Below are 12590 nucleotides of genomic sequence, written 5' to 3'. Positions count from 1 at the left end.
AGCCCTCACCAATCGGGCTTTTACGGGCAGCAAGGTCCCCACTTAACTTCTTTGCTTTCGCTGAATTTTGAGATGGGGGTCTTACTGCCCACAAATAGCGGGATAAATTCGAAATGAACTTTGTGTTCTCATTAACAATTTATCGTATTTAATAAAAGGGTTCTTTCCCCTTTATATGGAAAAATTAATAAGGGGAAAGAACAATACCGAAAGATAAGGGTGGTTGTCGTGATAAAAACAAAAGATGAAATTGATAAAATTGTAAAAGAAATACAAAAGAAAATAGATTTCTCTGGAGTAGTTTTAGTAAAAAAAGAAAAAGACTTAGTCTATGAAAAAGCTTTGGGTTACGCAAACCAAAGTGAATGTATAAACAATACGATACAAACAAGATTTGGCATTGCCTCAGGATGTAAAATTTTCACTGCAATTGGGATCTGTCAACTTGTTGAAAAAGGTTTTATTTCTTTTCATACAAAATTAAAAGATTGTCTAGAGATAAAATTTCCAAACTTCGATGAAGATATTACAATACATCAACTACTAACGCATAGCGCTGGTATACCAGATTATTTTGATGAAAGTATTATGGATAACTTCGAAGATCTTTGGAAACAAACACCTATGTATCTATTAAAGAGCTTAAAAGACTTTTTATCATTATTCCAAAAAAGTAATATGATGTTTGCACCTGGAACTAAGTTTCACTACAACAATGCAGGTTTTATCATACTTGGATTAATAATAGAAGAACAGACGGGAATTAAATTTACGGAGTATATAGAAAAGAACATTTTTAATCCGATTGGCATGAATGATTCTGGCTATTTTTCGTTAGATAGATTACCAAGACATACAGCTCTAGGATATATAAAGGACGAAACCAACCAAAATTGGAGAACAAACGCCTACTCTATACCGATAAAAGGAGGAGCTGATGGAGGTGCATATGTTACTGCACCAGACATGCTGAAATTTTGGGTGGCCCTATTTAATAATGAAATTTTAGGAAAGGAATATACAAAATTACTTTTAACTCCTCACATTCAAGTAAATGATAAACAGTCCTACGGCTATGGAATATGGATTGAAACACGAGAAAACAAGGTATTCAAATATCATGTAATGGGATATGATCCAGGCGTCAGTTTTCGCTCGGCTATATATCCAGAATTAGGAATCACTTTAGTTATTCCATCGAATAAAGGGGCAGGACCTGAAAAATTAATGACAGAAATAGAAAGAACTTTTTAATTATATGGATTTAAAAGAAGAGATACGAAAATAATTTAAACGGGTTCATGATTGTTTCCGTTTTGAAAAATATTTTAGTTAACGAGGAACCCTTTATTTATTAAATAAGGGGTTTTTGTAATTCTGTACAATTATATATAATTATATGGATTTTTAAATTAGAAAACATTACTATATAGTTGTAAATTTTTATTATTAATTCATATGAAAGGATGTGTTAACAATTTGTATATGATTAACGGTAGTGTGTTTATTATTTTAGGAGTTATTTGTTATTTAATTGTACGTGGAATATTAATTGGTACCAAAAATACAAAACATGTAATTTGGTGGAAAGAAATAATAAGTTTTTTATTTGTGATCTACATTTGTATGGTTGTTGCAGTAACTTTATTCCCTTTACCAATCGGTTTTCCTTTTAATATTGAAAATCTGAATCGCTCGGTCAATATAATACCATTTGCATCAATTATTAAAGACATCAATCAAATTGGTAGTGCTTATGATGGAGATAGCCTATTTATGATTGCTCTAATTGTAAGAAATGTAGGCGGGAATATTTTATTATTAATGCCTTTAGGATTTTTAGCACCAATCCTATGGGATAAATATAAGAAATTCAAAAATACAATTTTATTAGGATTTTCTATATCAGCTAGTATTGAATTGCTACAATTAATTGAGTCTTTATTTAGTGGAGTGGGACGTATTACTGATATTGATGATGTGATCTGTAATGTTATAGGTTCTATTGTTGGATATTGTATTTATATTATCTTTTTAAAAGCTATTAATAAATTTAACATTCGAGTGTTGGGTAAAGCTAATTCTAAAGGTGTGGAATTAGTTGATAAATAGGAGTTTAAACGAGTTATTAAAGGCGTACGAGTAAAAAGTACGTCTTTTTATTTTTATAAATAATGCTTAAGGCTGATGAGAAATCACATTTTCCATCTTACACTTGAAAGTAGCTATCGTATTTCAAGTATGGAATGAAAAGAGGAGAATATAATCTTTAAAGATAAACAAGTTTATAGGAGGATTCTAAATGGATATTTTACTTGTTATTCTTATTATTGTTTTGATGCAAAGTAAAGAACGAAAAGTGAAAATAAACCGTATTTGGCTCATTCCGGCTTTGTTGTGTTTTGTAACAGTTCAATCCATTATTCATATGGGACAAATAACTTTGCTGCAAGGACTACTGTTTGTTGTAATGCTTGGAATTGGCTTATGTCTTGGGATTATACGGGGAAGAGCTTTAACATTTCGATTAGATAGTGAAACAGGTCATGTACTACGAAAAGGAAATTGGGTAAGTACAATAATCCTTCTTGTTATTTTAGGAGCAAAAATTATGATTAAACAAAGTATGTTTTCGGGTAGTACGCACCAGACATTAATGGTTGTAACAAATGCCTTTTTATGTATTACATTAGGCACTGTGATTAGTAGACGTTATTATATTTGGAAAAAATATAATGAATTAACACAAAAAGCGTAAATACATTCATCCCTTGTTTAACATTGCTAAGAACGGTAATACTAATTAACATTGAACTTTTACAACAAGGGATGATAATATGATATACATTTACACAGATTTTGGTGGAACACATACTACCTCACTAGCTGCAGCGTATCATTTAAATAAATTACCAACGGATCGCAAGTTAACGAAAGAAGAAATTTTGAATGTAGATTACTTTAATAAATTGAAAACAGAAGATATGGGAAAAATTATTTTTCATGGCATAGATGAACATGGTCATCCTGTATATACGATTGGATGCGGCGCATCAAAAGTTGTTGTACCAGCGATGAAGCATTTAGGAGAAATCTTGCAAAAACATTATCAAAGTCATGAAAAGATTATTTTTTCTAATACATCACCAACCGTACCTTTACCAATGACTTTCGGTGGGCTGTTTTCTAGAAGGTTCCATATCGATTTTATTGGCGTACCGTTACTCGTATGGGGAGCAAAAATTTGCTGTGATAATATACAAAGGCTTGTTAGTTATACAAAAGAAGCTGGCCGATTAACGAATGATTATGTTGTAATTTTAGATAATGAAACTTTTAAATAGTATATGATAAAAAGAAAATCGAGCAAATTCCTTGATTTTCTTTTTTATTTGTGAAATAGACAAGAAATAGTCACATTTAATATACATCTACTATAGCCAAAACAATAAAGTCCTGTTACTATTACAGGGATATTCTCTTTTCATAACATAAATATATAGAAAAATTAGAAAAGAGGAATTGAATTAAGGGAGGAACAACATGAAGCGTGTTGCTTGGATTACTGATAGTACAACTGCGAATTTTAAAACAGAAGGAGATAACTTTGTTATCCCAATCGAAGTTATTATTGATGGAATTTCGTACAAAGATTGTGAAGAAGGTGTACGTGAAAGGGTTTATAATGCGTTAAACGAAGGTAAAACAGTCACTACTTCACAACCTAATATTGGGGAAATGGTAGAGTTATTTACAAAATGCAAAGAAGAATATGAAGAAGGATTTGCAGTTGCTATTAGCGGAAAAGTAAGTGGAACCTATCAAAATATGAAGTTAGCTGCAGAAATGGCAGGTTTTCCATTAACGGTATTAGACAGTGAAACAACAAGTTATCCAATGGATGAACTAATTAGAAAAGCGAAATCGTTATACAATGATGGTATGACTTTACAAGATATACACAAAACATTAGTAGATGAAAAAAGAAGACCCTTTCATGTATTCCCAAAGAGTTTAAAAGGTCTATATGCAAGTGGCCGTGTAAAGGGCATGCAATTTTTACTTGGAAGTTTATTAAGTGTTAACTTAATATTAGAAGTAAAAGGTGGAGAGCTTTTACTTGAAAAGAAAGTTCGTAAAATCCAAAAATGTCGAGAATATATTAAAAATGAACTTGAAAAAGAATTACCAAAAGTACTTCACATGTTCCATGCTAACGATAAAGCTGGAGCTGAAGAATGGATTGCAGATATTAGACAAGCATTCCCTGAAATGGATTTCAAATTATATCCATTACCAATTTCATTTGCAGTTCATGCAGGTGAAGGTACAATAGCAATCAGTTATTAAAGAAAAACCCGTGAATAATTCACGGGTTTTTCTTTAATTAAAATTAAATTGGATCCCGGCATATCTCCAGCGAGCTTAGAAATCGATGGTTCCCCTTAACCTAGCAGTAATTGAAAGACTTGTACTATGGAATCTACAAAATATCCGTATTCTTTTCTTTGTACAAACTATAGGTATACTTTGCATTCTCGGATAAGATCTGATCCATGAAAGCTTTGAACATATACAAGACAATCCCCTTTGGATGCTATTTATTATTACTTCGGTCGTATCGGCTTATCTATCCATGAGCATTAGTACAAGGGAGGGTTTATTATTAGGTTTTATCTAAATTTGAAATAAAGTCGCGACGTTTTGCCCCTTTGAATCAGTTTATCTAAAAGGATGTTTTTATAGTGAAAAGAAGATCTGCACTGTAAGGCGAATTAAGGAACTGCTGGGTAGCAATAAAGCTTCTCCACTAAAGGGCCCATTTAATGAAATAAGGCTTATGAACAAAATGAATTTCTACCATTCGATTAAATCCCGAAAACTGAGGCTGTACTTAGGCACCATTTTATGGTTAATAAAATAATATCAGGTTGATAATGTTTCCACTTGAATAGATTTTGCTTTTCCACACTTAACATGTCTTTTTTTAGAGTACTAGTATCAGTATGTCCAAGTATGGGGAGGTACTGCAGATATTTTGAAGGTTTGCACCAGAACCTAAAATCTTTTCTTTTATCTTCATAAAATCAATTCTTGATAGGCATGTGATGGGACCCCAATAAGGTTGTTTAAAAGTCGGCTTGGAGATATTTTTAAATATGTTTAACATCCAAACTAAGCCAAGGTAATTAAAAATGAAAGTGTCCTATTAATATTAAAAAAACACCTAATCCCATTCTCTTGCTATATTTTTAGTTAACTCACTTGACTATAACGCAACGTCATAGTGCATAATTTTAACTATATTAAATAAGGAGTGAAAGAAATGAATATAAAATCATTACGGTCAGATAGAATATACCGAAAAATTTTACAAGCTCCAAAAGAGGAAAAGGTTGAGTTATACAGGAAAGAAATGTTGGCTCCGTTTATGGGGAAATGGGAAATTCAATATGTTCCTTTTAAAGCTGAGGAGCCAAATGGTTTTGATGTTATTACATTGAATAATATAATGAGCATTTCTCCTAATCAGATTACAAATGAGATTACACCAGAACTAGAATTGATTTCGTCAGATTCTTTTTGGTCTGAGTGTAAAGAAGCTGTTAGGAAAAGCCTTCATTTATTTAGAGAGTATGATGTGAACCTTCGTGTATCTGATTACGTATTCACGATTCTATTAGGGAATCCCAATAGTCCTTCATTAAGGTTAAATGAAGGGTATAGTGGTGATGGAGGTATTCCTGGTTATATTTTGTGTACATTTTTGCCAAATGAATACACAATCCCTCGAATGAAAGCTGCTTTAGCACATGAATGTAATCATAATGTTCGATATCAATTTATTCAGTGGGACCATACTGTTACTTTAGGTGAATTAATTGTTAGTGAAGGTTTAGCAGAAAATTTTGCTACTTCTATTTTTGGGGAAGATCTACTCGGACCTTGGGTATCGAAAACAACTATGGAAATGCTTAATAGACGTATCAAACCCGTGCTCAAGGATCAATTACAATTAACAGGATTTGATAAAATTGCACCGTATCTTTATGGTGATGAATTAGCAAAACTTCAAAACTATATACCAGTCGATATGCCTTATGCTGCTGGTTATGCCTGTGGATACTATTTAATTAAATACTATTTAGAAAAAACAGGTAAAAATATCTTTGAAGCCACAATAACTCCTGCCAATCAAATACTAGATGAAATAAAGGAATTTTGGGATGAAGAAACAATTTTTAACGGTTAAAGATATTGTGCAAATTACAGGCATAACAAAAAGAACCTTACAATACTATGATAAAATAAATTTATTAAAGCCAATTTACTTAACGGAAAATGGTTATCGACTCTATGATAAGAACAGTTTAGCAAGACTTCAAATGATACTATTTTTTAAAGAAATGGACTTTTCTCTAAAGGAAATTGCGGAAGTTTTGAAACTTACAAGAGAAGAACAGCTACAATTATTAAAAAAGCATAACCAAACTTTATTGTTAAAAAAACAACATTTAGAAACAGTTATTACTGCGGTGGATGAGTATGTATCAGGAAAGGATATCTACAATTTAAATATTTTTAATAATTCATCTATTTTGCCATTACAAGAACAATATGCTCATGAAGCGAAATTCATCTATGGAGAAACAGAAAAATACAAAGAATTTGAGGAGAAACTGAAAGAACTCTCTCCTAGTGAAAAAGCGGACTTATTTCACGAATTCGAACAAAAAATGGAAAGGGTGTTTAGAAAAATTGCTTCCTATATTAATCAATCACCTACTTCCGATGAAGTACAGCAATTAATTGTAGAGTGGAAAAGTTATCTCGAACAATCTATTGTATGTGATTCTGAAATGTTGACATGTATTGCAAATACGTATAAATTTGATAATCGATTTAAAAATTATATAAATCAATTTAGTAATGAAGACTTAGCTGAATTTTTATATGACGCTATTATACATTATATCAATCAAAAGAAGTATTAATGTCGTACTTTTATAATAGGGGTCACCTTACATAGCCATTAACTTAAGAACAGAATTAAAAAAGGCTTTCGTTTACCAAAATAAAAGCATTTAAAAAAGGAGTATTTTCTTATAAATGTGCATGATAAATAAGCCCTGGCTAGTTCTAAAAATTATACAGTTTTTTGCCCTCTTAATATAGTATACTCGTAAACAACACCTAAAATATTCTCATATGGGTGAGTTTTTCGTCCGTTTTAGCTAGAAATATGTCCATAAACTGTGTATATAAATCATGGAGGGTAGTTCAAAATCTAGAACCAGGATTTGTATCACAAATAAAGGATATTTTCGGGAAAAATTCACAAACTCCATTGTGAACTGTTTGTTATGTTAGAGTTTCTTTAAGTTCCTTTTATGAAAAACTGTATTTTACAAATACTACAAGTTCATTTAGGGCAAATAATAATGGAAAATCGCCGTTGTATAATCAATTTATTATGAGCATGCAAGGAGGCTTGTTAGGAGTGAAAATAAGCGAACTAGCACGATTGACCAATGTCAGCATACGATCCATCCGGCATTATGACAATAAAGGACTTCTAAACGCCGATAGGTTGGAGAACGATTACCGGGATTTCGACGAATCGGCCATAGAACGAGTCAAAGCGATTCAGTTATACTTGAAGCTTGGATTAACAGCAGATGAGATTAAAGTATTGTTCAAGAGCGAAGCGGCAAATCCTGACGAATATCAATATTGCGAAGAGATGCTGGAAACGTATGAAAAAAAGCTAAGTAATGTGAATTATCAAATCGAAGCACTTCATGGATTAAAGAGATTACTGGAGAGGCAAATCGCTTTAACGATTAGGAAAAAGAGAACTGTTTAATGTAGAAATGGTCCCGAGCATGATAAATTGCTCCGGGGCCATTTTTGTTTGTGTTGACATTGATACTAGTGTAATCCTTTATGATTTACTTAATTTCACCTGAAAGGGGTTTTTTCATTGAAAAGTAATAGCCAAAATGAGAAAAATGGTTCTGAAACTACAAACGCGGTTGGGAACCGAAAATCAGTAACAGTCATAGGGTTAGGGCCGATGGGTCAGGCGATGGCAGACGTTTTTCTGGAATACGGGTACTCGTTGACCGTGTGGAACCGGACTTCAAGTAAAGCAGACCAGCTTGTAGCAAAAGGAGCCATCAGGGTGTCCACGGTCAACGAGGCGTTAGCTGCTAACGAGTTGGTAATCCTTAGCCTTACAGATTACAATGTGATGTACTCTATTCTTGAACCCGTCTCTGAGAACTTATTCGGTAAGGTGCTCGTTAACTTGAGTTCGGATACTCCGGAGAAAGCTCGTAAGGCGGCTAAATGGTTGGAAGACCGTGGAGCCTGGCATATTACTGGAGGGGTGCAAGTTCCACCGTCAGGCATAGGTAAGTCGGAATCTTACACATACTATAGTGGTGATCGAGTGGCCTTCGAGGCTCACAGGGAGACCTTGAAAGTGTTAACAAGTACCGATTACCGGGGCGAGGACCCCGGATTAGCCATGCTATACTATCAGATACAGATGGATATATTCTGGACAGCAATGCTAAGTTACCTACATGCTCTTGCAATCGCTAACGCAAACGGCATTACGGCGGAGCAATTCCTACCATACGCTTCGGCGATGATGTCGTCACTCCCGAAATTCGTAGAGTTCTATACCCCGCGTCTCGACGAGGGGGAGCACCCTGGTGACGTGGACAGACTCGCAATGGGCTTGGCGAGCGTTGAGCACGTTGTTCATACTACCCAAGAAGCCGGCATCGACATCGCTTTGCCAGCAACTGTTTTGGAAGTCTTCAGGCGCGGCATGAAGACTGGTCATGCCAGTGATAGCTTCACCAGCCTCATTGAAACCTTCAAAAATTCCGATATTCGTTCATAACAAGAATTACGTGGAAACTGTTTCATTGTACATGTCTTATGAAAATAAATGTATCTTTGAAGCCGAGATGAAATCGGCAAAACGAATCTATACTCGTAGTAACTCCTTATATGTTCAAGGCGGTGTAGAAAACAAAACAATCGAGGTAAAATTTAAGCCACATTTTACTATTCAAATAGAGGTATTCCAGATATAGTAAATAAGAAAACACCTTACATACTATAAGGTGTTTTTACACCAAAGATGCCCATATGGGCGTCTTTGGTACCTCTTAACATGACTTGAATAGCGTTTATTTGAGGTCATTAGGTAGTAAGAGATGGATAGACTATCTTAAACGAAAAATGTTGATTAGTTCTTATTTATTATACATCATTATATATTGATTTAAACATTAAATATTGCATGTTTAAATCAATGCTCAGCAAATCCTAAGCAAATTTACAATTTTTAATGTCAACACTACAAACTTGACATGTTTATTAAGAAAGAGTGAGGATGAGAATTATAACACTTATCCGATATATTCAGGTGATATTAGAATTGGATTTATTTTTAAGGGGGATGTTTAATGAAACCGGAAATAATTATTAGAAATTTCTTTAAAGAAGTGCGTTCAGGGAGTAATCCGGATTTTTCAAATCGATATATGGCAGATAAAGTATTGGCACATCAAGTTATATCTGAAGAGGAACAAACAGTATACAGATCGCCAAAAGATTATGCTGAGCATGTAAGAGAGATGATAGGAATATATGGAAACTTTTCATTAGAAATTCAAGAATTATTAGTACAAGATAGTAAAGTATATGTACGCTGGAAGCAAGTAGGTACACACATAGGAGAAATAGATGGGTATGAACCTACAGGCCTCCCTATAATTCAAATAGCAAGTGCAGTGTATAGAATAGAAAACGGGAAAATTTCAGAGTATTGGATTCAAATTGATAGATCAGGAATTCAAAATCAATTAGAGTACAATAAGAATATTCAATAAATTATCTTTAAGAATAATAGAAAAAAGCATAAAAACAAGATTTTTAAAACGATTATTTTTGTTACATAAAGGATACAAATCAATGTACTTTTTTACTGAAAGATTCATTCAAATTAATAAAAGAGAGCATGTTTTAATAAATCTTTTAAAATATGCTCTCTTTTATTGTTTCTATGTGTACTGATATCAGTTTGGTGTAACATTATTATATAGTAACAAGAAATATAGGCATCTGTTTATGAACTAAAAAAATAGCAACAATGGTTCATAGGGTTTAAATTCGCTATACGCTAGCTAATAATGAAAATAATAGAATCAATTTGTAATGTGTATTTCGTTTTACACTGTAAATCATTCATATTGAGTAATAGAATTGCAGAAATATATAATAGAATATTCACACTAATATTTATACAGCTACAATCTATTTACATATAAAATTATTAGGATTATATTGACAATGAAAGAGAAAACAATAGATGGAAGGGGATGTTTTTATGTTAAAAAAAGCAGCACTAGGGATTTCATCGTTAGCAATCACAGCGTTCGTCGGATTAGGGATGGCAACAGAAGCTTCAGCTGGACCAGCAGCACCACTTACTTCACTAAACGTCGTACAAGTAGAGTCTGAGCTAGGCGGGGTAGAAACAATTAATCAGAACAGCTTCAGCACATCGCGTAACCACGGGGGAAAATATTTATATATTACAACGAAAGAAATGGGCTATGGCCAAAACCCATTTGCTAAAATGAATGGTTCTAATGTAAAAAGTATTGATTCCACTATAATTGGGGGAAGACCAATCGTTGGCTGGTATTATAAATGGGATGCTTCTGGACACCAACAAGGAAACTTTGAGTACCAAAAGACATCTATAAATGCACCATTTAATACAATGCGTACATCAATTTATATCCAATAATTTTGAAAGCGTTCGCACATATAGAATAGTAAAAAAGGTACTTCTAGGAGTACCTTTTTTTGATTTGAATCAACGTTCATCTATATTTATAATCCCGATTCCACAGCAAGAATGCTTCCCATAAAACAAAATCCTTAAACGTCTATAAAATTAATATGAACGCGTAGTACAAGTCCGCTACAGTTAAAGTACGTAACTTTACATATTTCAACTCAATGAAAAAGGAAGAAACTGCAGTACTTACGCCGCAGTTTTTAATTCATACATGAATTCACAGTTTTTAGATATATAGACATAAACGTACTACCTGCTACTCTTTTTTAAATTCAAGATTAAAAAAGGAGTAGCTAAACTTATATAAGCTTAGCTTAATGGGTATGTGGCGGAACTTTAAAATTAATTACATCTTTTTCATAGCATAAATAATTTTGTATAGGGAGATGAAAGGATTTTTTAAAATAATAAAGAAGTATGTATAAACAAATATATAAATGGTAGTGATTAGGATGAAAATCAGTAAGTTTGCAGAAGTAAATAATGTAAGTGTAGATACGATTAGACATTATATGGACCTCGGACTCGTTATTCCCGAGAAAAAAGGAAGTCACTATTTTTTTGACGAGTATTGTCAAAAGGATATAGAACTTATATTAGAGTACAAATGGCTAGGGTTTAGCTTGTATGAAATTAAAGAACTGTTTCTTTATAAAAATTTAGGGAAATCCTTAGGCTATGAAAAGGATAATTTTTATCAATCTTTATTTAAAGTAAAATATGAAAAGATTGAACAAGAAATAAAAACTTTAGAGGAACGAAAATGCAAATTAAAGGAAGCGTTACATAATTTATCTATAGAAACTGAAATTTCGAGTTCAATTTTAGGGATAGATTTAAAAGTACTTCATTTATTTAAATGTGTTAAGTGTAACGGAAATTTAATTCTTGAAGATGGCATTATTAATAAGAATCAAATTATTGAGGGAAAGTTAATTTGTAATTGTGGTGAAGAATACACGATTATTTCAGGGGTTTTAACAGCTGGTAACTCAGTGAAAGCGTATGAAAAGAAATCACTTGAAGATTCTATTTCGGATTATATTCATGAAACTGATACTGCTTTTTTGGAAAATGTTCAAAGAGGAGGAGAATGGGCGAAAAAGAAACTAATGCAATTAGATTTAAATGAAAAAATACTACTTGATTTAGGGTCTGGTATTGGGTTCTTTTTACGAAATATTTATGAAGAACTACCGGAAGAGTGTTTATATATTGCTGTTGATCGAGATTTGAATAAACTTTTACTTTTAAAAGATGTAATTGAGAGAAGAAATGTGAAAAGAAATATTTTATTTATCTGTGCCGATTTTCTAAACATACCTATTCAGAATTATTCTATTGATATTGTAATTGATCAATCAGGTACAAGTAATTATAGTTTTGAACATGAGGAGTTCTTATTGTGCGAATTAAATTCTCTTTTTAAACACAATAGTTATTTATTAAGTTCGTTTATTTTATTTAATAAATTTAGTATAAATAGCCAAATTGCACCTAGACTCAGAGAGAATTTTACATCTGTAAAAGTAACGAAAGAAATCCAAAGTTTACAGTTTCAATCGATTGATGAAAGTACTTCAAATTATTTGATACGAGGGGGAAAGTACGAGGATTTCTTTGTTCAAGGAGAAGAAATTTATACATATTCATTTTTCGGAAAAAGATGGGGTTAACCCCGTCATAAAAAGTCCGTTTT

Annotated in this window: 12 protein-coding genes and 2 pseudogenes; 13 read left to right on the top strand and 1 reads right to left on the bottom strand. The window is 32.5% G+C overall.

Going from position 1 to position 12590, the window contains the following annotated elements; translation table 11 throughout:
* Window positions 1-228: 228 nt before the first annotated feature.
* The 5 genes from ACK1U5_RS05240 to ACK1U5_RS05220 all read left to right on the top strand — a co-directional run bounded on the left by ACK1U5_RS05240 (window position 229) and on the right by ACK1U5_RS05220 (window position 4350).
* Complete coding sequence (locus ACK1U5_RS05240) at window positions 229-1254, top strand: serine hydrolase domain-containing protein (protein WP_030025725.1); 1026 nt, start codon at window positions 229-231, stop codon at window positions 1252-1254.
* A 225-nt stretch (window positions 1255-1479) separates the two neighbouring features.
* Entirely contained in the window at window positions 1480-2112 is a 633-nt protein-coding gene (locus ACK1U5_RS05235; protein ID WP_069604987.1) for a VanZ family protein, read from the top strand.
* Between the two features lie 190 nt (window positions 2113-2302).
* The gene (locus ACK1U5_RS05230; RefSeq protein WP_000353706.1) at window positions 2303-2758 is read left to right on the top strand and encodes a DUF1453 family protein; all 456 of its coding nucleotides are present in this window, start codon (window positions 2303-2305) and stop codon (window positions 2756-2758) included.
* Between the two features lie 79 nt (window positions 2759-2837).
* Window positions 2838-3344, top strand: coding sequence for a DUF3189 family protein (locus ACK1U5_RS05225; RefSeq protein WP_000639421.1), 507 nt, complete (start codon window positions 2838-2840; stop codon window positions 3342-3344).
* 199 nt (window positions 3345-3543) lie between these two features.
* The gene (locus ACK1U5_RS05220; RefSeq protein WP_000831921.1) at window positions 3544-4350 is read left to right on the top strand and encodes a DegV family protein; all 807 of its coding nucleotides are present in this window, start codon (window positions 3544-3546) and stop codon (window positions 4348-4350) included.
* Window positions 4351-4863: 513 nt separating this feature from the next.
* Here ACK1U5_RS05220 and ACK1U5_RS05215 read toward each other — a convergent pair.
* Window positions 4864-4970, bottom strand: a pseudogene (locus tag ACK1U5_RS05215) (IS6 family transposase); the annotation flags it as partial.
* A 356-nt stretch (window positions 4971-5326) separates the two neighbouring features.
* Between ACK1U5_RS05215 and ACK1U5_RS05210 the strand changes: the two are divergent.
* From ACK1U5_RS05210 to ACK1U5_RS05175, 8 genes and pseudogenes are all read left to right on the top strand, one after another.
* Entirely contained in the window at window positions 5327-6253 is a 927-nt protein-coding gene (locus ACK1U5_RS05210; protein WP_061139221.1) for a DUF2268 domain-containing protein, read from the top strand.
* Complete coding sequence (locus ACK1U5_RS05205) at window positions 6228-6995, top strand: MerR family transcriptional regulator (protein WP_000743883.1); 768 nt, start codon at window positions 6228-6230, stop codon at window positions 6993-6995. The genes ACK1U5_RS05210 and ACK1U5_RS05205 overlap by 26 nt, the downstream gene beginning before the upstream one ends.
* 506 nt (window positions 6996-7501) lie before the next feature.
* The gene (locus tag ACK1U5_RS05200) at window positions 7502-7867 is read left to right on the top strand and encodes a MerR family transcriptional regulator (protein ID WP_000703056.1); all 366 of its coding nucleotides are present in this window, start codon (window positions 7502-7504) and stop codon (window positions 7865-7867) included.
* A gap of 117 nt (window positions 7868-7984) precedes the next feature.
* Entirely contained in the window at window positions 7985-8917 is a 933-nt protein-coding gene (locus tag ACK1U5_RS05195; RefSeq protein WP_000841637.1) for an NAD(P)-dependent oxidoreductase, read from the top strand.
* Window positions 8918-8924: 7 nt separating this feature from the next.
* Window positions 8925-9113 (top strand): annotated as a pseudogene (locus ACK1U5_RS05190) (hypothetical protein); the annotation flags it as partial.
* Between the two features lie 375 nt (window positions 9114-9488).
* The gene (locus ACK1U5_RS05185; RefSeq protein ID WP_000801679.1) at window positions 9489-9914 is read left to right on the top strand and encodes an ester cyclase; all 426 of its coding nucleotides are present in this window, start codon (window positions 9489-9491) and stop codon (window positions 9912-9914) included.
* Between the two features lie 497 nt (window positions 9915-10411).
* Window positions 10412-10837 (top strand): DUF4879 domain-containing protein, encoded by a 426-nt coding sequence (locus tag ACK1U5_RS05180; RefSeq protein ID WP_069605338.1) that lies wholly within the window; start codon window positions 10412-10414, stop codon window positions 10835-10837.
* A gap of 506 nt (window positions 10838-11343) precedes the next feature.
* A complete protein-coding gene (locus ACK1U5_RS05175) occupies window positions 11344-12567 on the top strand; it encodes a MerR family transcriptional regulator (RefSeq protein ID WP_000703288.1) in 1224 nt (407 codons plus the stop codon).
* Window positions 12568-12590: the final 23 nt, after the last annotated feature.

The organism is Bacillus sp. XB1, from assembly GCF_053557995.1.
This window is presented reverse-complemented; position numbering and strand designations above follow the sequence as displayed.